The organism is Clostridium bowmanii (genome assembly GCF_018861315.1).
GTDB classification, from domain to species: domain Bacteria; phylum Bacillota; class Clostridia; order Clostridiales; family Clostridiaceae; genus Clostridium_AD; species Clostridium_AD bowmanii.
This window is the reverse complement of sequence record NZ_JAHLDL010000010.1, coordinates 17,979-36,590: the sequence shown is the minus strand read 5'-3', so window position 1 is coordinate 36,590 and position 18,612 is coordinate 17,979. Positions and strand designations below refer to the sequence as shown.

The 18,612-nt window shown below is 30.0% G+C and carries 22 protein-coding genes; 15 read left to right on the top strand and 7 right to left on the bottom strand.

Annotated features, from left to right (window positions below; genetic code table 11):
- Positions 1-356 precede the first annotated feature (356 nt).
- On the top strand, positions 357-713 hold the full coding sequence (locus KPL51_RS08445; protein WP_216159472.1) for a glycine/sarcosine/betaine reductase component B subunit: 357 nt from the start codon (positions 357-359) through the stop codon (positions 711-713).
- The gene (locus KPL51_RS08440; RefSeq protein WP_216159767.1) at positions 685-1,062 is read left to right on the top strand and encodes a glycine/sarcosine/betaine reductase component B subunit; all 378 of its coding nucleotides are present in this window, start codon (positions 685-687) and stop codon (positions 1,060-1,062) included. Before KPL51_RS08445 ends, KPL51_RS08440 begins: the two co-directional genes overlap by 29 nt.
- A 120-nt stretch (positions 1,063-1,182) precedes the next feature.
- Here the strand turns inward: KPL51_RS08440 and KPL51_RS08435 are convergent, their stop codons facing one another.
- Entirely contained in the window at positions 1,183-1,401 is a 219-nt protein-coding gene (locus KPL51_RS08435) for a TipAS antibiotic-recognition domain-containing protein (RefSeq protein WP_216159469.1), read from the bottom strand.
- A 475-nt stretch (positions 1,402-1,876) separates the two neighbouring features.
- Here KPL51_RS08435 and KPL51_RS08430 point away from each other — a divergent pair, with 475 nt between their 5' ends.
- Together KPL51_RS08430 and KPL51_RS08425 are read left to right on the top strand one after the other, a co-directional pair.
- Positions 1,877-2,263: an RNA polymerase sigma factor gene (locus KPL51_RS08430; RefSeq protein ID WP_224853792.1), complete on the top strand. Its 387-nt coding sequence runs from the start codon at positions 1,877-1,879 to the stop codon at positions 2,261-2,263.
- Complete coding sequence (locus KPL51_RS08425) at positions 2,256-3,293, top strand: anti-sigma factor family protein (protein ID WP_216159466.1); 1,038 nt, start codon at positions 2,256-2,258, stop codon at positions 3,291-3,293. Before KPL51_RS08430 ends, KPL51_RS08425 begins: the two co-directional genes overlap by 8 nt.
- Before the next feature lie 252 nt (positions 3,294-3,545).
- On the opposite strand, the gene KPL51_RS08420 is transcribed toward KPL51_RS08425, so the two are convergent.
- Complete coding sequence (locus KPL51_RS08420; RefSeq protein ID WP_216159764.1) at positions 3,546-3,917, bottom strand: GNAT family N-acetyltransferase; 372 nt, start codon at positions 3,915-3,917, stop codon at positions 3,546-3,548.
- Between the two features lie 202 nt (positions 3,918-4,119).
- A complete protein-coding gene (locus tag KPL51_RS08415) occupies positions 4,120-5,226 on the bottom strand; it encodes a C40 family peptidase (RefSeq protein ID WP_216159463.1) in 1,107 nt (368 codons plus the stop codon).
- A 574-nt stretch (positions 5,227-5,800) separates the two neighbouring features.
- On the opposite strand from KPL51_RS08415, the gene KPL51_RS08410 reads away from it, so the two are divergent.
- Positions 5,801-7,222, top strand: a complete 1,422-nt coding sequence (locus KPL51_RS08410) for a L,D-transpeptidase family protein (RefSeq protein WP_224853795.1) — start codon at positions 5,801-5,803, stop codon at positions 7,220-7,222.
- Positions 7,223-7,330: 108 nt separating this feature from the next.
- Here KPL51_RS08410 and KPL51_RS08405 read toward each other — a convergent pair whose 3' ends face one another.
- Positions 7,331-7,906 (bottom strand): DUF2812 domain-containing protein, encoded by a 576-nt coding sequence (locus KPL51_RS08405; RefSeq protein ID WP_216159460.1) that lies wholly within the window; start codon positions 7,904-7,906, stop codon positions 7,331-7,333.
- Positions 7,906-8,223, bottom strand: a complete 318-nt coding sequence (locus KPL51_RS08400) for a PadR family transcriptional regulator (protein WP_216159457.1) — start codon at positions 8,221-8,223, stop codon at positions 7,906-7,908. The genes KPL51_RS08405 and KPL51_RS08400 overlap by 1 nt, the downstream gene beginning before the upstream one ends.
- A 325-nt stretch (positions 8,224-8,548) precedes the next feature.
- On the opposite strand from KPL51_RS08400, the gene KPL51_RS08395 reads away from it, so the two are divergent.
- The 6 genes from KPL51_RS08395 to KPL51_RS08370 all read left to right on the top strand — a co-directional run bounded on the left by KPL51_RS08395 (position 8,549) and on the right by KPL51_RS08370 (position 12,284).
- A complete protein-coding gene (locus KPL51_RS08395; protein WP_216159453.1) occupies positions 8,549-9,055 on the top strand; it encodes a nitroreductase family protein in 507 nt (168 codons plus the stop codon).
- A gap of 202 nt (positions 9,056-9,257) precedes the next feature.
- A complete protein-coding gene (locus KPL51_RS08390) occupies positions 9,258-10,178 on the top strand; it encodes a DUF5655 domain-containing protein (protein WP_216159450.1) in 921 nt (306 codons plus the stop codon).
- 209 nt (positions 10,179-10,387) lie between these two features.
- Entirely contained in the window at positions 10,388-10,651 is a 264-nt protein-coding gene (locus KPL51_RS08385; RefSeq protein ID WP_216159447.1) for a hypothetical protein, read from the top strand.
- Between the two features lie 315 nt (positions 10,652-10,966).
- Complete coding sequence (locus KPL51_RS08380; RefSeq protein ID WP_216159443.1) at positions 10,967-11,134, top strand: PIN domain-containing protein; 168 nt, start codon at positions 10,967-10,969, stop codon at positions 11,132-11,134.
- Positions 11,115-11,813 carry a PhoH family protein gene (locus KPL51_RS08375; RefSeq protein WP_216159440.1) on the top strand — a complete coding sequence of 233 codons (699 nt, stop codon included), beginning with the start codon at positions 11,115-11,117 and terminating at the stop codon, positions 11,811-11,813. Before KPL51_RS08380 ends, KPL51_RS08375 begins: the two co-directional genes overlap by 20 nt.
- A gap of 285 nt (positions 11,814-12,098) precedes the next feature.
- Positions 12,099-12,284 (top strand): hypothetical protein, encoded by a 186-nt coding sequence (locus tag KPL51_RS08370; RefSeq protein WP_216159437.1) that lies wholly within the window; start codon positions 12,099-12,101, stop codon positions 12,282-12,284.
- A gap of 197 nt (positions 12,285-12,481) precedes the next feature.
- Here the strand turns inward: KPL51_RS08370 and KPL51_RS08365 are convergent, their stop codons facing one another.
- A complete protein-coding gene (locus tag KPL51_RS08365) occupies positions 12,482-13,357 on the bottom strand; it encodes a YitT family protein (protein WP_224853803.1) in 876 nt (291 codons plus the stop codon).
- A 383-nt stretch (positions 13,358-13,740) separates the two neighbouring features.
- On the opposite strand from KPL51_RS08365, the gene KPL51_RS08360 reads away from it, so the two are divergent.
- Positions 13,741-15,927, top strand: coding sequence for a DUF2339 domain-containing protein (locus KPL51_RS08360; protein WP_216159434.1), 2,187 nt, complete (start codon positions 13,741-13,743; stop codon positions 15,925-15,927).
- Positions 15,928-16,103: 176 nt separating this feature from the next.
- Here the strand turns inward: KPL51_RS08360 and KPL51_RS08355 are convergent, their stop codons facing one another.
- Positions 16,104-16,430 (bottom strand): TetR-like C-terminal domain-containing protein, encoded by a 327-nt coding sequence (locus KPL51_RS08355; RefSeq protein WP_216159431.1) that lies wholly within the window; start codon positions 16,428-16,430, stop codon positions 16,104-16,106.
- Positions 16,431-16,698: 268 nt separating this feature from the next.
- Between KPL51_RS08355 and KPL51_RS24490 the strand changes: the two genes are divergently transcribed.
- The 3 genes from KPL51_RS24490 to KPL51_RS08340 all read left to right on the top strand — a co-directional run bounded on the left by KPL51_RS24490 (position 16,699) and on the right by KPL51_RS08340 (position 18,555).
- The gene (locus tag KPL51_RS24490; RefSeq protein WP_376770081.1) at positions 16,699-17,079 is read left to right on the top strand and encodes a glycosyltransferase; all 381 of its coding nucleotides are present in this window, start codon (positions 16,699-16,701) and stop codon (positions 17,077-17,079) included.
- A gap of 35 nt (positions 17,080-17,114) precedes the next feature.
- Positions 17,115-17,612 (top strand): proline racemase family protein, encoded by a 498-nt coding sequence (locus KPL51_RS24485; protein ID WP_376770080.1) that lies wholly within the window; start codon positions 17,115-17,117, stop codon positions 17,610-17,612.
- A 106-nt stretch (positions 17,613-17,718) separates the two neighbouring features.
- On the top strand, positions 17,719-18,555 hold the full coding sequence (locus KPL51_RS08340; protein WP_216159425.1) for a tetratricopeptide repeat protein: 837 nt from the start codon (positions 17,719-17,721) through the stop codon (positions 18,553-18,555).
- The last annotated feature ends 57 nt before the right edge of the window (positions 18,556-18,612 follow it).

Below are 18,612 nucleotides of genomic sequence, written 5' to 3'. Positions count from 1 at the left end.
ATTTTTTTTTGGTTCCATGCCTAATTACTTCAGCTTTTATCTCATAATCATCGTTTGAAACTCTTGTTATATTCGCTAAAGTAGTTTCAAGCTTTTTAGTTTCATTTTCATATTTTTATACTAAAAATACATCACAAAAGTATATCATAGATATGAGTATTATTGATGCTTATTACATAAATTAGTTAATTGAAAAATTAAGGGAAAAGACAATTTTTTTTACCTAATTAAGACTTAACTATTACATTTCATAAAAAACTAGCTTACTTTAAAGACAAGAAAGTGATAATATTATGTATAATACTTTATTAAATTATGTCACTATATTATTAGGTTATAACGAAAGGAGCATAGCTATGAGTTTGACTATTAAAACATTCTACATTAAAGAAGTTGTTTTTGGAGAAAAAAACAATGTTAATGTGGAGGGAGCAATGACATTAAATAAAGAAGCACTTCAGAGAATTCTTTTGGAAGAGCCGCTTATTAAAATGATTGATTTGCAAATTATAGCACCCGGGGACCATAATAGGTGGACAAATTGTATTATGGATTTTATCCCGATCTCAACCAAGGCTTTGGGTACAATAGGCAATGGCATTACTCATACTTTAAATGGTGTATATGTTATGCTCACGGGTGTAGATAGTGAGGGTGAGAAGCTAACACGCGCACCTTGCTGGAATTATAATTACAGGTACCCCTCAGGATAATGACAGTAAATATTTTATTGGTGAAAGAATTGCCAACTGGGCACAAGCTATGAATCTGGACGGAGCAATAATTTCAGTGGAAGGCTATGGAAATGACACCATAGATTTTGCCAACACCATTGAACAAATTAGTGAAAAAGGGATATCTGTTTCTGAGCTAAGTTTCATTGGAAAAGAAGGGTTTGTTGTAAATAATAAATATATGGATACTATTGTGGATTTTAATAAATCAGATTTAGGTTATGAAACTAGTCGAGTAGGAGAAAATAATGTGGATGAACAGGATGCAAAAAAAGCTCTGGCATATTTGAAGCTTAAGATGAACAAAAAATCACACTCTAGGCTGTAAACCAAGCCTATTACAAATTTTGACTAGTTTATAAAAAAAGACAATTGTGACGATGCTGTCGTTACAATTGTCTTGTTCTCATTTCCTTGATTGCAATCTAGGTCATATTTTTAATTTAGCTTAACACATTAAGTTATTGCCCTTATTTTCCTTTGTATCTTTCCCCTCATTTTGAGAATAAAAGTTTAAAGCATCTCCCATAAATTTAGAGGCACCAACACCATATTTCTTGTCCATTACTTTTATATACGTTGGATTTGATAAATAAAGATCAGCCGTATATCCCCAATAATCCTCTCTTATTCCTGTCAAATCCGAAACTTGTTTTATCGTTTTCATTGCTGCACCTCCAACCTTGAGTTTAGAGCTATCAATATTGTCTAACACTTCAACCGGTTATGAGTCTTTGTCAATATAATTAAACTCTATGTTTATAGTACACTATGACACAGTGTTAGGGTCAACACTTTTTTTGAAAAGTTTTAATACCCTTGCGAGATAAAAAGTATGGATTAGTATTATGAAAAGTTTAAGGCTAGTTAAAACTTTTGGACAAATTTAGAAATTTAGGTTATATTTAAAAAAAATATATTGTTAGAACAGAAATATATTTTTTTGCAAATGATGTGTATAAGTAGAAACATTGTGTAACTTTTTAGATGTTTTTTTCACTATATATTAAAGAGGTGATGGTTGGTTGGAAAGTATAAAAGAACTTTATGAGACTTATGAAAAATATATTTTTAGATATCTATATGGATTAACATTTAATTTTTATAAAGCTGAAGAACTTACGCAGTAAACTTTTTTCCAATTGCTTAAGTCCTTTCATAGATTTCGTGGGGAATGCCATGTATCTACTTGGATATATAAAATTGCAAGGAATGTATTTATACAATATTCTAGAAAAAATTCTGTAACAACAATTTCTATAGATGAGGGTTCGTTAGATATTCCCGATAGAGATGGTCCTGAAGAAGTTCTTGAAAGGAAGGAAAGCAGTAGGCGAGTTATAGGTGCTCTACTTAAAATTCCTGAAAAACAGCGTGAGATTTTTTGGCTAAGAGAATGGCAGGGGATCTCATATGAAGAAATAGCTAGTATAACAAACCACACTCTTTCTTGGGTGAAGGTAAATATACATCGTGCAAGATTAGCCTTTAGGAAATCTTATTGTGAAGGAGGAAATGTAGATGATTAAATACCCATGTGAAATGATAGAAGACTTGATTCCATTATATATTGAAGGCGATGTAAGTGTTGCAACTAAGGAAATAGTGGAAAAGCATCTTAAAAATTGTAAAAATTGTAGTGCTCTTTTAGTTGAGTATTCAAATGATGAGTTAAAGGTAATTGATTTTAAAGAAGATTTACCGCATGCTAACACTTTTAAAAAATTGATGAAGAAATTAAAAATATGGGGTTTAATTGCTGTTGCAGTAGCGATAGTCGTTGCCATAGCTATAGGAACAATAGGTTATAAACTAGGTGAAAAACCTAAAAATGATATTTTAACACTAAAAACCATTGTTAAAACTTTTGAAAAGCAAGGTGTGTTCCTTAAAGAAAATAGCTCCCAATATCTTGATGAATATGAACTAAGTGGAGTAAAACCAGCTGTCTTTGCCATAGGTGACAAAAAAGGCACTTTACTTGTATATGTTTTTAAGTCATTTGTAGAACGTAAAGATATAATAGAGAAGTCTAATAAATTCAATGGTTTATTTTCTTTACAAGAATATCCTCTTAATGCAAAAAATGCCCTTTTAGTTTATGTATCTGCGCAAAACCCAACAACAGAGGAAGAAATGAAGAGCATAGGCGAAACAAGAGTTTTGATTTCTGATATTGTGTTTAAATATTTAAATGATGGAAAAGTGGCTATTTATAAGGGAGAGAGCACAAACTGGGAGGGGACTTTCACCGTAAAATATTATGAGCATTGGTGGGAGGATGAAAAGGGCAAACTTCATTACGATTCTTACAATGAGAGTTCTCCGTTAGTTAAGTATAAAATGACTGATATAACATCTGTTGGCCCTATTAGTTTTGAATATAAAACCTCTTCAGGCGGAGGGACATCAACGGGTTCAAGGCTTGATAAGGAAGGTTATTCAAGAATGGGAAACAGCGGTGGAAATGGTGCAATGCATCGTGAAAATGAGGATATTACTTTTACTATTAAATGGAATGGAAAGAAAGAAAATATTATATTGAAGGCACAAAAATAATTTATATTACTATTATAATGAATCATAGGGACTAAAATATAATTAGGGTAAATTATCTGAAATCTGTTTAGATGATCAAATCTTACGAATATTTTTTAAACCAAGATAATTGTGACGACATTGTTGTCATAATTATCTTGGTTTAATTTCCTTGATTGCAATCTAAGTATTATTTTTTATTCATTACTTATTATTTTTACAATAAAATTTTAGCAATTCTCCGATACATTTAGATGCATTGCCGTTATTCTTTTAAAGAATCAAGCCCATCATAATGGTATCACCATAAACTCCATTTACATAATTGTCTTTTTTAAGTATACCTTCAACTTGAAATCCAACTTTTTTATATAACTCCATGGCTGTATAATTATTTTCACTAGTTAAAAGGCTTATTTTTTTTGTGGTGCCATTTGCATTTGCCCATGCTATAAGATAATCTAAAAGTTTCCTACCAAGTCCCAATCCACAATATTGTTGTGCTATAACTATTCCAAATTCGCCCACATGCTTAAATCTAGACTTAGGACTAGAATTAATTGAGACTATGCCTATTATTTTACAATCTATTTCTGTAAGTAATATTATTGAATTAGCCTGCTCTTTTGTAGTTTCTAAATACAGCTCATAATCAGCTCCTTAAATTATTAACCGTAGCTGCAATAATTCTATTAATCTATTACCTTTTACATATTAATATTAATTAATCTTGATCTAATTTTTGAATATCTTCTATTGAAGATTTCGCCACGCACTCTCGTGACTTCAGTCATGAGTTAGTGGCGTTAAGTATTATTGTATTTGTAATATTTAATATTATCTTTTTTTAATTAACTCTTCGTCCATATGTGAAATCACTATTAAGTGGTTGAGTTCTAAGTACAGCACCTGTATGAGGTGCATTTATCATGTTACCGTCCCCAACATATATCCCTACATGATGAGCTGGTGTCCCGAAAAATACTAAATCTCCAGGTTGAAGATTATCCCTAGATATAAGTGTTCCAACATTTTGTTGGTCCTCTGAAACCCTTGGTAGGTCTACCCCGAAATGTGCAAATACATATTGTGTAAATCCTGAGCAGTCAAATCCTGAAGGGCTTGTCCCACCCCACACATAGGGAACACCAAGAAAATTTGAAGCATATGCTAGAAGTGAGCTAGAAGAAAATGTACTACTACCTTGTGTAACTGAGCTTGTTGCAGGAGATTGGTTTGTTGCAGCTGCATTTCTTGCTGCGGTAGCGCGTTCAGCTGCTAGAACAGCTTGTCTTGCCTTGGCAACTTTACTTGCTTCAAGAGCTTCGTCTGTTTTCAGTTGTGCAGCATATTGCTTTTCCTCCGCATTTAATTGTGCTACCAATACAGTTTGGTCTGATTTTTGTTTGGTTAAAGTAGTTAATTTCTTTTTATTGTCATCTCTTAGAGAAAGCAGGGTTGTATTTTCTGTAGCTAGCGCTACCTTCTTTAAATTAATTGCTGCTTGTTTTGTTTTCAAATCATTAATAACATCTTGATCAAATTTTACTATGGTTTTGATATCTTCTAATCTAGATATAAGATCGGCTACATCCGTGGAGCCTAGTACAACGTCTATATAGCCCGATGAGCCATTCATATACATTACTCTCATTCTTTTATCAAAAAGGATTTGTTCTTCTTTAATATTATCCTCTGCTTTTGCAATATTTATTTGATTCCTTTTAATGTTCTTTTGTGTTTTGGTTATAGAGTCTTCATTAATACTAATTTTAGACATGATTTTTTCAATCTGATGGTCCATCATCCCAATTTTATTTTCAAGGTCATTTCTTTGTGTTTGAACCTGCTGAATTTTTGCCCTATCTGATGCTGGATCTGCGTATACATTAGTAAAACCAATGTTGATAGTTACAACAAGTGCAATTATGGTTAAACCAAATTTCTTGTTCAATTCTCCATCCCCTTAAATATAATTTTATCTTTCGATATGTTATCGTAAATATTTTAATTACATTAACATAAACACTATAATACACAATTTAAGAAAATATGTAAAGGAACTGATTACAAATGAAGGATATGTTTGGTAGAAATAGTTAATGTAAAATATAGGGTATTGTGAATAAAGAAAAACGCAGAACTAGAGCAGGATTTTATAGATGGTAAAATTGCCGTTTATGACATGAAAATGACGTTTGGAGACATTTGAGTTGTAATGTAATTTTATATAAGGTAATATATAAATGGAAAAGAGTTCCACTATTCATTTCAAGTAAATTAAAATAAAAATAATTATTTTATATTTACCTACCATATTATTGATTACTATTATAACGAAGAGGACAACTTATTTTTTGTTGAGTGTGGGAATTATGAACATATTTCTTGGTTTAAGTATGAAATTCATTCCGAAGATTATTGGATACAAACCTGAAAATATTAAGACGAAATACTTTCCTTTTTATAATAATAGCAGGATTTTGTTTAGTGATAGCTTTATCACAAATTTTATAAAGAGGTGCATTATGCAAACAGAGCCAATAAAAGGCAAGAAAATGAAAGTAAAAACAATAACGCATAATAAAATTATAAAAGTTAGTATAATTTCTTTTTCTGTTTTACTTATTTTATATTTGGGGATGTCTATATATTTTAGTACTCATTTTTATTCTAATTATGTATTTAACGGTATTAATGCTTTTGGTAAAACAGTAGAGCAATTAGATAAAGAAATATTATCAAAATCTGAAACATACACACTTGAACTTACGGAACGAAACGGTATTAAAGAACAAATAAAGGCCGCTGATATTGTACTTAAATATAATGCAAAAGATAAGATCCAAGTTTTAAAAGATAGGCAGAATTCTTTTGCGTGGATTCATGTGTTTTTTAATCATAAACAATCTGAAATATATGGCATGGTAACCTATGATGAAAAACTATTAAAAGAACATTTTAATGAGCTGTCATGTTTTGATAGTAAGAAAGTAATTGAACCTGAAAATGCTAAATTTAAATATTCAGATACTGGCTACGTAATTGTAAAAGAAGTTATGGGGAATAAAGTAAATACAGCGTCATTGTATGCAAATATAGTGAGTGCAATTCTTAAGGGTGAAACAACAGTAAATTTGGAGGCGGAAAATTATTACATAAATTCAAAATATACTTCAAGTTCTAAAGAAGTTATAAACACTAAAATCTTACTTGATAAATATATAGCCTCAAAAATTACATATACCTTTACTGGAGGTACAGAAGTTTTAGATGGTAAACTAATAAATAATTGGATTAGGATAAATAAAAATCTTGAGATTTCATTTGATGAAATCAAAATAAAAAATTATCTAGCGAAAACAGACGATAATTATGATACATATGGCAGGGATAGAGATTTTCTTACATCACTTGGAACAAGGGTAAAGGTCAGTGGCGGTACTTATGGGTGGTTAGTTGACCGTAGAGGAGAAGTCACCGATTTAATTGCGACTATAAAGAAAGGACAAACCATAAAAAAAGAACCCCGCTATATACAAACCGCAGCATCTCATAATATTAATAACGATATAGGTAAAACATATGTGGAAATTAATATTACAGAACAGCATTTATGGTTTTATAAGAATGGGAAGCTTATTGTACAAGGGGATGTGGTTACTGGTAATCCAAATAGAAATTTAGCAACACCAGCAGGCGTTTATTCAATACAATATAAACAAAGGAATGCCACATTAAAGGGAGAAGGCTACAGTACACCTGTTAATGTTTTTATGCCTTTTAATGGGAATATAGGGATACATGATGCAGGTTGGAAAGAGGAGTTTGGCGGAAGTATATATTTGACAAATGGTTCTCATGGTTGTGTAAATTCACCACCTAGTTTAGCACAAACAATATTTGATAATATTGATGATAGTACTCCGGTTGTTTGTTATTTGCAGTGATTTACAAAATGGGGTATCGTTAATATTGAAGATAATAGCATTGCAAAGTGCATTTCTTGTGGTAAATGTAGCCTAAAAATAGTGCCAGCCAGGGCACTATTTTTAGGCTTATTTCTTTTCATTTGTATCTAAAGGATTTTGTATTTCTTTAATCATTTTATTTAATTTTGAAAAATTTGCTATTCCCATCCCAAAGAAGAATACTATTAGAATAATACATAAAGAACCACCAATAATAAGCCAAATAGAAATATTATCAATATTAGGTATTATAAGGACATTCCAACAACTAATCACAGCTAGTAATGGGAATATAGCTATGCCTTGTGTTTTGTATACCTTCTTGCACATATCTATTTTAGATTCAGCATCACTAAAAATACTATTATCGTTTTCTCCAACATCACATTTAGCTTTGCGGAAATAATACCATTTTTGATATTTCATTATATACTCCCATCCGCAATCTTCAAACATCTGAATATATGCTTCTTCATATTTTCCTTCTTCGTTGAAATCTAATTGATAGATATATTCGACTGGTTCACACTTCTCAAATGTATATTTTTTAAGTGCTTTAAATGTCTTCAGCTTCCAACCTGCTTTATGCTGCTTTTGTAAGAATTCCTGTTCTTCAACAAAATCAGCTAGTCCAAAGAATTTTTTCATAACTTTTGTTTCCATTATAAATCTACTCCTTTGCTATTTTTATAAAGTCTTTCAATTCTTTTAAGCTCAATATACAAGATATTTTGACCCAATTTCGTAATTTCATATGATTTTCTTTTACTTTCTTCTTTTGTAAATCTTATCAAACCATCCTTTTCCATCTTTGACAGACTTCCATACATGGTTCCAGCACTGATGTTAATCTCTTCATTTGTCATTGCTTTTACCTTTTGTATAATACTATACCCATGCATTTCCTCTTGCAGGCAAAATAAAATATAAAAGCCTGTTTCAGTCATTGGAATATAAACTCTTTTGATCTTTTCATCCATGATTATACCTCAATTCATTGTACTGCTATGTATAGTAATGCAATACATCGTATCTATATACTATCGCACTGCTATATATTTGTCAATAAAAAATCTTGGTTACATTTACCCAAAATAACTGAACCAGTAACAAGTAGACAAAATAAAAGTATTGTTAGTATCATTATGAATACTATGTAATAAAAAAGTGCGTACTTGCAACTAATGCATGTTGTGATAAAATTGTAGCATACAATGAGTGTTAAATTGATGTCAATTATTATTATTATTATTAAAAGCAAAACATCTGAAGAAATAAAGAAAATTACAACCTGGAGGTATTAAAATGAAAGAAATTCTAAACAGAAGAAGTATAAGAAAATACGAGGATAGACCAGTTGAAGTAGAAAAAATAAATAAACTTTTAAGAGCTGCAATGCAAGCACCATCAGCAGCAAATCAAAAACCATGGGAATTTATAGTTGTGGAAGATAAGAAAACATTGAAAATATTATCTGAAACGAGTCCATATTCTAAGATGGTTGCAAATTCAGCAGTTACATTTATTCTTTTATCAAGAAAAGAAGGGTTGATTTTTCAAGAGTGTTCACAACAAGATATGGCAGCTGCTGCAGAAAATCTTCTTTTAGAAGCTGTAGAGTTAGATCTTGGAGCAGTATGGCTTGGAGTTGCACCTGTTGAAGAAAGAATCAATTATATAAAAGAAATGTTTAATTTACCTGAAAATATTGAACCCTTTGCAATAATACCTGTAGGATATCCAGATGGACAAAAAAATGAATTTGTAGATAGATTTGATGAAACAAGGGTTCATTATGGAAGTTGGAAATAAATTATTAGTAGGATTACCGCTGATATAGCTTATGAAGATAGTGACTGCGAGGGCACTATTTTTATCTGCTTGAACAATATAATATAAATTTAATTTAATTTAATATTCAAATAAGGGTAGAACAAAATAGAATAACATAAAAAAGGTCAAATGCAGCAACTTTTAACAGGAAAAGTTAGAGTTGCAAAAGTAGGTGAGAGGTTTGTTTTTATATAAAATAGATGGTAGTAATTTAGAAGAGATAAAAGAAAACCCTTTTTCAAAGGAAGTAGAACTACATAAATTATGTGAAAGTAACTTAGAAAATATATTTGGTTTAAATTTTGTTAAGAGGGAGTTTTCTTTTAACAACTTTAGGCTCGATACCTTAGCTTTTAATGAGAGTAGTAAATCTTTTGTAATCATTGAGTATAAAAATACTAGTAACTTTAGTGTTATAGATCAAGGATATGCGTATCTTTCTTTACTGCTTAATAATAAGGCTGATTTTATACTTGAGTACAACGAAAACTGTAATAGTACATTAAAGAGAGATGATGTGGATTGGTCGCAATCAAGGGTTATATTTGTATCTCCATCTTTTAATAATTATCAAAAGGAGTCTATTAACTTTAAGGACTTACCTTTTGAGCTATGGGAAGTAAAAAGATTTACAAATGATACAATGTACTTTAATCCTATAAAAGTATCTAGAAACGCAGCCTCAATAAAATCTATATCAACAACTAATGAAGAAATAAATATAGTTAATAAAGAAGTAAAGGTAATTACAGAAGAGAATCATTATAAAAATGGAAGTGAAGAAACTATAGAACTGTATGAAAAAATAAGAGAATATATACTATCACTTGATACTAATATAATTATTAATTGTAGAAATCCGTATATAGGGTTTGATATTAATAATAAGAATTTGTATGGAATTACATTACTGAAAAAATCATTGAAATTATGGATTAATGCACGGACTGGTAAATTAGATGATTTAAAAAATATTGCTAGAGATGTCTCAAAAATAGGCCATTGGGGTAATGGTGATTATGAGATACAAATAAGTAATAATGAAGATATTGAGTATATATATAGTTTAATAAGGCAGTTGTATAAGATGGAAAGTTTATAAATTTAAATTGAGAAGTCAAATATGGTTTGTTAGAAAAATATCTATAATAGATGCCCAGCATAAAATTGTAATAATTACTAGCTTAAAATAATTATTACAGCTACTGGAAGTAGCGAGCTAAAAATATCTCGCTAAGTGGGTTATTTTACCCTTTCAATTTATCATAAAATGTTATACAATGTATACGAACATATGTTTGGAGGGGTAATATGAAAATTATAGCAAAGCCTATTGAAGTAGTTTCTTGGACCGATGCATTGGGAAATATGAATCCTGTGAGATTTAAAATAACTAATGAAGATGAAAGTAATTCTGTTGTTAAAATAGATAAGGTTATTTGCGTTGATAAAGAAAAGCTGGCGGGGAACAATATGTTAGTGTTTAAATGTCAGAGTGTGATAAACGGAAATGAGAAGCTATATGAGATAAAATATGAGCTAAGTACTTGTAGGTGGATATTATTTAAGATTTAGATTTAAGATACATTATAAAAATAACAATACTGCACTTGGGAGTAAACCAGGGGCATGAGAGGCTACGAAAGCTTTAGAAGAACATACACTTTAAAATAATATTACAATGCAATGGACTTAACAGGTATAAAACATCACTATAGGTAGAAATATGATAATACTGTTAAGATTTATACCAATAATGTAAAGAGTAAGTTAATTTTATGATGTTAAATTATATCTATGATATAGTTTAACTAGACATAAATAATTATTGAGGAGGTGAAACTTTATTAAACAAAGCCACCTTTTTAACTTTGTTTAATAAGGGTAACAATGATTAAAAACTACATTATTGACACAAATGTAATGGTTCACGATCCTGATTTTATTTACAATTTTGAAGACAATAATATCATTATTCCAATAATATGTATAGAAGAGTTAGATAACCTTAAAAAAAGAGAAGGTATAGTAGGATATAATGCAAAAAATGGCATTTGAGTTACTAATGGATCCAACCATAGATTTAGTAACAATTTCTGGCGGAGCGGGATCGGGAAAGACAATTCTTTCAACTGCAGTTGCCCTTCGAAAGGTAATAGAACAAGGAATATTTAGAAGAGTAATTTTTGTTAAACCGGTTGTACCTGCAGGAGATGATATTGGATTTTTACCTGGTACAGAGGAAGAAAAATTAAAACCTTGGATGGGAAGTTTTTATGACTCAATAGAAAATTTAATGGATTTAAAAAATAAAAGTAAGAAAAAAAATGATAAAAGTAATAAGATTAAAAAAATTGATGAACATGAAGTTAAAAAAACAGAAGTATCAGTAAGTGACTTTATTAATAAATTCCGCAAAAGTGGGGTAATAGAAACTAAAACCTTTACTTATATGAGAGGGAGAACACTTTCAGATGCATTGGTTATAGTTGATGAATCACAGCAAACCACACCTCATCTGGCAAAGCTTATGCTTACAAGAGCTGGCTTTGGGTCTAAATTTGTGTTTATAGGTGATCCATCGGATAATCAAATTGATAATACATTGGTTGATGAAAAATCCAATGGATTAGTTTATACCATTGAAAAAATGAAAACTTTCGCTATTACAGGACATGTAACTTTAGAACAAGTAGAAAGAAGCCCCTTGTCTAAATTAGCTGAAAAGTCTATGTAGAAAAACTTTAGGAGTACAGATTGTTGCTACAAATGGGGTTAGCTTAATATATTTATGGATAAATTATATTTTTTAATAGGATAAAAATAAAACTGTTATTGCATAAGAAAGCTATGCAATAACAGTTTTTTGAGTTTAATTACGATACTAAGCCGAATTAACATAAATATACATAAATCTTAATCTAATATTAACTCTCCCAATATATAATATACTTATATATTGTATTATTAGGAGATATCGCAATAAAAAAGTTAAAAACATATATTTTAAGAGGTGGAAATAATGAAAACTATAGTAATATACAAATCAAAAACAGGATTTACAGAAAAGTATGCAAAATGGAAACTGAAGATTAAAAAGCAATTAACACCTGATGAAAAAGGGATGCTATCCAGTTACGACAGGCCAGTAGATTTTACAAGAAAGAAAAATATAGATGGAATAATTACTTATGTTAATCCTGTGTAAAACTATGTTAGTACTTACCGTAAATATTGTTAAAACATAGGATTAGCCAAGGTTCATAAAATGGAGACTTATGCTGCTAAGATTTTTATAAAAGGTTATGTCTTAATAATATATTACCTTGTATTTATACATTTTGTTTTTAATTAATATATATTATTAAATAAAAACAATTATCATTGGAATTATCCCTATTAATTCTACTCCCCTGATAAACTATCAAATCCTACTCCTTTTCCCCATACTGAAATTACAGGTAATACATCTACAAATGCATCAGGATCAGTTTGTGATATATATCTCTTAATTAACATAGATTCTCTCGGAGAACATATTGTTAAAAGTTTTAATTGTGCTAAATTTTTATAACAACCTTTCACCTCATAACTTGTAACACCTCTTTTAATACTGTGAATTATATATTCAGTTATATCCTTGTGGTGATTACTTATAATCTCAAGTTTAACTTTTTTTGAACCAAATCCAAACATAACGGTGTTAATTACGATAACAACTATAATCTGTGAAATAATAGCATAAAGTGCAATATTTAAACTGTATACTATGGCTGATAGTGCAATTAGTGTTCCGTCAATACAAAGTAAAATTTCGCTTACATTTACAAAAGTAAAAATCTTATGGTGAATAATTTTAGCAATGGTATCTGTACCACCCATTGAAAAACCTCTTTTTAGTACGAGACCAGAACCGATTCCACAAATTAGTCCAAAATAAATTGAGGCCAGCATCATATCATCACGTATAAAGTAAAAATTAAATTTTTCAAAAACAATCAATACAAAAGGAAATATTATGGACAGGGTAATTATTTTTATACCTTCTCTCTTTCCCATAGATATCCAAGCGATGGTTAAAACTAAAATAGATAGCACGTAATAGATATAGGTATATTTAATATGAATTAACTTTTCTAATATGATTGATAATCCAGTTATACCACCTGTTATTAATCCATTTGGTTTCAAAATAGAAGTAATTGAAAATGCAATTAATATAAATCCTACGGCTATAAATAAGGAATCCATTAGTTCCTTATTAAATTCGATTTTTTTCAAAATATCACCTTCCTCTTAATTATTTATATACTTATTATAAATGAAAATATTTTGAACTTATAGGTAGTTTAGTTAATTCTGTGTTAAGTTTATGCAGTGCAAAATCAATATATATTTTCAATATATTATATAAAATATTGATTTTTAACTAATTCAAAACAATGACGATCACAATTACATTAAAAGCAAGCTTCATCTATTGTAATTCTCAGTTTTATTAAAATATGAGGAAGTAGAAGGGGTAACATGTGGGATAGTATGGATTGAATAATGCAAGTGAAAAAATAGCAGGTTTACCCGCTTTTACTAGTTGTAAAGAAATGTTATAATTGTGTGAATATATAATTATATATTTTGAAAATAACATGTGGGGGGGACTTTAAATGAAGGATATCCATGAATATCTAAGGTTACAAGATGAAATAAATAAAGAAATCCATCTTATATTGTTAGACTTAGAAACAGTAGATAAAAGTGAAAAAGAGGTACTATACCTAGAAAATAAACAATTATTAGATAAACTCAAGAGGAGCAATAGCAGTGTAGTGGATCAAACTAGAAATGAGTTTGTTTTGCTGAAAAATAGAATGGATACACTGGTAAATACAAATGTCAGTAAAAAATTAGGCTTTAATGTGGAAATATCCAACTTATTCCAAATTGCAGGTAACTTAGAAAGTAAACTAATTAATCTAGAAACAAAAATTAGAGAGAACACAGTATCACAAGAACCTACTAATAGTGCTTTAACTGAAAGTGTGCCAATTGTAAATAACACTACAGCTAAGAAAAAAGAAGGGAAGGGACTAAAACTCGGGGTAGGGGCATTAAACTTAGTTGGTATAATTTTAATTTTAATATCGCTTTCTACATTTGGTAGATATGTTTATGTAAACTTTATGTCAAAAGAGATAAAGGGAGTAACTCTATTTATAATACCTACGTTAATTCTGTTAGCAGGGGAATTATACTTTAGTAAGAAAAACTATAAATTCTCAAAAGGGATAACGGCGCTTGGAATATCTGGTTTATATACAGCGGTAATAATAAATTACTTAGCATTAGACAATCTTACAGGTATAGCTGCACTTACTATCACTGCAATTATAACTGGCGGAGCAATTTATTTAAGTTATAAAAAGGAATCAAATTTACTTAGAATTGTAACTCTAATAGGAGCATATATATGCTTAGTACCTATAGGTGTTATATCTATGCAGCAGTCTTACATTATAGTTATAATATTAGTTCTTATAAATATACTTAATATATATTTTCCACTGCAAGCAATAAAAAACAAAGATATAAACATACCATTTGAATTCTACACATCGATGCTAGCATTATTCTCTACTGTAATAATTGGAATGAATTTTGATGAGAATGTTCAAATAGTGCTTTTAATATCAATCATGGTTATATATAGTGTACAATTTATGCTGACTTGCAAAGATAGTGAAAGCAGACTTAACTCGGTGGGGTTACTACTGTATTTTTTAATATATCCTATGGTAACGTTAGGAATATACTGGAACTCAAACATTTGGTATGCACCTTTAGTCGCCTACTGTATTATTGGAATTGTAATATTATTAAGAGTGAAAAATTCATCTAAATGGACGGGATATGTAGGTACCATATTAACTTGTTTAGCCATACTTATAAGAATAAACACAAGGGGTGAAAAATATACTGCAGTTACAATATTTGTATCCATTCTAGTTTTTATTACATTATTGGAATGGATAAAATATAAAAATTATCTTTTGGAATTCACTTTAAAAGGATTAGTATTCATAAGTATATTAAGTTACTTAATAAATATAAGAAAACCTATTACTATTATATATTTAGTATTGTTTGCTTCAATACTCTATTGTTGTAAAGAACTTAAAAATAATCTAGTAATCATAGTATTTAAATATTTTTACCTCTTAACTATAGCAGGGTGGGTACTAAATCACATTATGGATATAGAGGTGTTAAATAATTTAGAGTCATTTATAGTATTGAGTATTTGTGTTATCTACACAATTATAATAAACAAAGTGAATATATTAAGACATGATAAAATAAAAATAATGAATTATATAAGTTTATGTTTTATAGCTCTTGGCTGTATAATTTCGGGCTTAGTTGGGAGCACAGAGTTTTATCTAACTACCGCTCTTATAGTTTACCTTTTAGTATTCATGTTCACGAAAGAGTATGTAGATAGTAAAATATTAAGACAAAATAAGGTGCTGATTTATGCATTGCTATCAACTTATATAGTAGTTAGATTAAGCTTTATAGTGGATGTAATGTATGAATTTAAACAATTACTACTTAGTACATCACTGATGTTAGTTGCATTAGGTAGTGTATTTTTAGGATTTAAGATAAACAATTCTAAACTTAGAAAATACGGTTTAATATTATCGCTTATAACTTGTGCTAAATTGATGTTGGTAGATTTCTATTCGTTTAGCTTTATAATTAAGACACTAGTATTTATGATAGTGGGGATAATAGCATTAATAATATCTTATACATTTTCTAAGTTAGAAAAGGAATATAAAAATAAATAGAATTATTAAACAAAATGAGGGAAAGGTATGGAGCTTAGTGAAATAAAGCTAGTAGATAATTGTTTATCTACTAGCTTTATTTTTTAGTTCCAAAACGACCATTTATGGTGCTTAAATAAAAACAATATTAGATTAGTATATACAGTAATTTCTTCGTGGATAAAAAATGTCATTTCCTATTTTTGTTGTGTAAGTTTATTTATAATTTTGTTATCCATAAGTTGATACATAATTAATATTAAGTCTTCTGCCGGCAAAACCTTGTTCATTCTAAACCAATAACTAACTATGGCAATCATAGCCGAAAGAATATATTCTAAAATAAAATCAAGTTCAATTTCATTTATGTCAACTTTTTTAGAAATTTGTTGCATGACTAATGGCTTAATTGAATTCTTAATTTTACTCGCAATCGTCTGATAATCCGTTAAAAATGCTCTTAACCAAAAGAAAAATGGTAAACTTCCAAATGGTTTTTCCTGTCCTTTTGAAAAAGTTGACAAAAATCGACCTGCATTAGTATCATGCAGTAACTTTGTATTTCCAAGACCAAAAGACTGGAATGAGAACATACATCAAAACGGTTATTGGTTTGTAGAGGAACAAGTCGAATATGTACCACCAAAGGAACTCGATGAATTTCTTGCAAAAGGTGAAAAACCTGTATATATCGGCTTTGGGAGTGTTTTTAATCTAGACCAAAAGGATAAAACTGTAAAGCTGATTCTTGAGGCGGTTCATAAATGTGGTAAACGGGCAATCATCAGTGGTATGGGTAGTATAGAACATCTGCCTGAAACTGTAATCGCAATTGGCAGTACTCCACACAGCTGGCTATTTGAGCATGTTTCTGCAGTTTGTCATCATGTCGGTGCCGGAACCACTGCCGCGGGCTTTAAGGCAGGTGTGCCAAGTGTGATTATTCCTTTTTCCAATGACCAGTTTGCATGGGCGCACAGAGCTAATGACTTAGGTGTTGGCTCAAAGCCTATTTACGGAAGAGACCTGACCGCTGGAAGACTTGCGGTGGCAATTGAATTTGCCCTCAGTGATAATATAGTTCTAAATTCTAAAACCCTCGCTCAAAATATTGCTATGGAAAATGGAGCGAGAGATTGTGCACAAGTGATTGTATCTTGTCTTGAGAGGTAGTTTATTTAACGTTGTTATCTTTGGAACAGGTCAGTTTGATCCCCATAACAGGAACTTGTGCAAAAATAGCAATGATTTATGAACAAGGAGAATTAAAAGTCGGTGAGACTTTTGTAAATGAAAGTATAACAGGTACTACTTTTAAAGGAAGAATAATTGAGGAAACAAAAGTAGGAGAACATAATGCAATTGTTGTTAAAATCACTGGAAGTGCATATATTATAGGATTCAATCATCTGGTTATTGACGAAGAAGATCCAGAAGTTGAGGTTGTTACGGTAAGTACTGGAGATAAAAATCGACTGGTTATTGAAAAAAATAAGGGAAGTATGTCAAGGGAAGAAATCGAAGAAAGATTAAATGCTTTAAAGGATATAAAATTTCACCCAAGAGATAAAATGGAGAATAGGCTACTCCTTGCAAAAGGAGAGCGACTGTATCAGGAGCCCTTAGGTGACAAACGTGAACTGATAGGAGATTCTAGAGATAGATCCTACCGCCGAGATATCAGCAATAAAAAAGGCATATGCTAAAAAATTAAGAATAAATCATCCAGAGGATAACCCACAAGGTTTTCAGTTACTCCATGAAGCTTATAATAGTGCTTTAAAGTTTGCCAGGAAAAATGGCATTTATAAGGTGGCAAATATTCCACCAAAAGAAGAAGCTTTAATAAAAGAAATTATTAAATATCCATTAAAGGTTGAGGAAATACAAAGGCCATTTGTAGAAGAAAGTTATGATGATGTTCCAGAATACAATAATAACTATAGCCCTCCTAATGTCAATATTGTTAATGATTTTGTTGATACGAAAGTTAACTATGAACAGGATATTTATGAGTTTTTTGAAAGGGTAAATTCTATATATAATAATTTTACCTATCGTACTCAGGAAAAGAATTGGATTGAACTTTTAAATTATGACATTATGTGGAAATTAGAGTTTGTGTCCCTTATAAATGCAAAAATGATAGAGTTCTTAATGGGACATCACTTTCTTACTAGAAATATATGTAATATTTTAAATGAAACCTTTCATTGGGATGAACAAGAAAGGTTTCTTAATGATTCCTATCCAGAAACTTTTACTAAGTATCTATTTAAGCAGATAGGTGAAGAGAGAGTTCTCGGCTATTGTTCTTTTAATACAAGTATTAAAATTGACTACGAACAATACTTTCATTACAGGGAAGAAGCACAGAGGGCTCTACTTGGAAGTGATTTAAAATTGGTAAAAAATTATATATCACTTGCTTATGAAATGTATCAAAGTGATCCAGACTTACTTTGCATAAAAGGAGAATACTATCTTCGGATAGCCGATAAAAATAAGGCATTAGAAGTATTCAAAACTGCAATTTTGATTAATCCGTCTGATGATAATATGTATTTATATCAAGCACAAATAATGTATGACTCTAAAAATTTTACGGAGGCAATTAAAATCTGCAAGGCCTTTAAAACAACTGACTGAATTAGCTTAGTGAAATAGTACCTGCCAGGGCGATATTTTTTAGGGTAATTTTTGACA

What these genes read in the sequence shown, in the direction of transcription:
- KPL51_RS08380 (WP_216159443.1), top strand. Translation starts at nt 10,967, where the DNA reads ATGATTAAAAACTACATTATTGACACAAATGTAATGGTTCACGATCCT.
- KPL51_RS08400 (WP_216159457.1), bottom strand. Translation starts at nt 8,223, where the DNA reads ATGGATGAAAAGATCAAAAGAGTTTATATTCCAATGACTGAAACAGGC.
- KPL51_RS08375 (WP_216159440.1), top strand. Translation starts at nt 11,115, where the DNA reads ATGCAAAAAATGGCATTTGAGTTACTAATGGATCCAACCATAGATTTA.
- KPL51_RS08435 (WP_216159469.1), bottom strand. Translation starts at nt 1,401, where the DNA reads ATGAAAACGATAAAACAAGTTTCGGATTTGACAGGAATAAGAGAGGAT.
- KPL51_RS08385 (WP_216159447.1), top strand. Translation starts at nt 10,388, where the DNA reads ATGAAAATTATAGCAAAGCCTATTGAAGTAGTTTCTTGGACCGATGCA.
- KPL51_RS24490 (WP_376770081.1), top strand. Translation starts at nt 16,699, where the DNA reads ATGGGTAGTATAGAACATCTGCCTGAAACTGTAATCGCAATTGGCAGT.
- KPL51_RS08370 (WP_216159437.1), top strand. Translation starts at nt 12,099, where the DNA reads ATGAAAACTATAGTAATATACAAATCAAAAACAGGATTTACAGAAAAG.
- KPL51_RS08425 (WP_216159466.1), top strand. Translation starts at nt 2,256, where the DNA reads ATGATTAAATACCCATGTGAAATGATAGAAGACTTGATTCCATTATAT.
- KPL51_RS08410 (WP_224853795.1), top strand. Translation starts at nt 5,801, where the DNA reads ATGCAAACAGAGCCAATAAAAGGCAAGAAAATGAAAGTAAAAACAATA.
- KPL51_RS08405 (WP_216159460.1), bottom strand. Translation starts at nt 7,906, where the DNA reads ATGGAAACAAAAGTTATGAAAAAATTCTTTGGACTAGCTGATTTTGTT.
- KPL51_RS08395 (WP_216159453.1), top strand. Translation starts at nt 8,549, where the DNA reads ATGAAAGAAATTCTAAACAGAAGAAGTATAAGAAAATACGAGGATAGA.
- KPL51_RS08445 (WP_216159472.1), top strand. Translation starts at nt 357, where the DNA reads ATGAGTTTGACTATTAAAACATTCTACATTAAAGAAGTTGTTTTTGGA.
- KPL51_RS08360 (WP_216159434.1), top strand. Translation starts at nt 13,741, where the DNA reads ATGAAGGATATCCATGAATATCTAAGGTTACAAGATGAAATAAATAAA.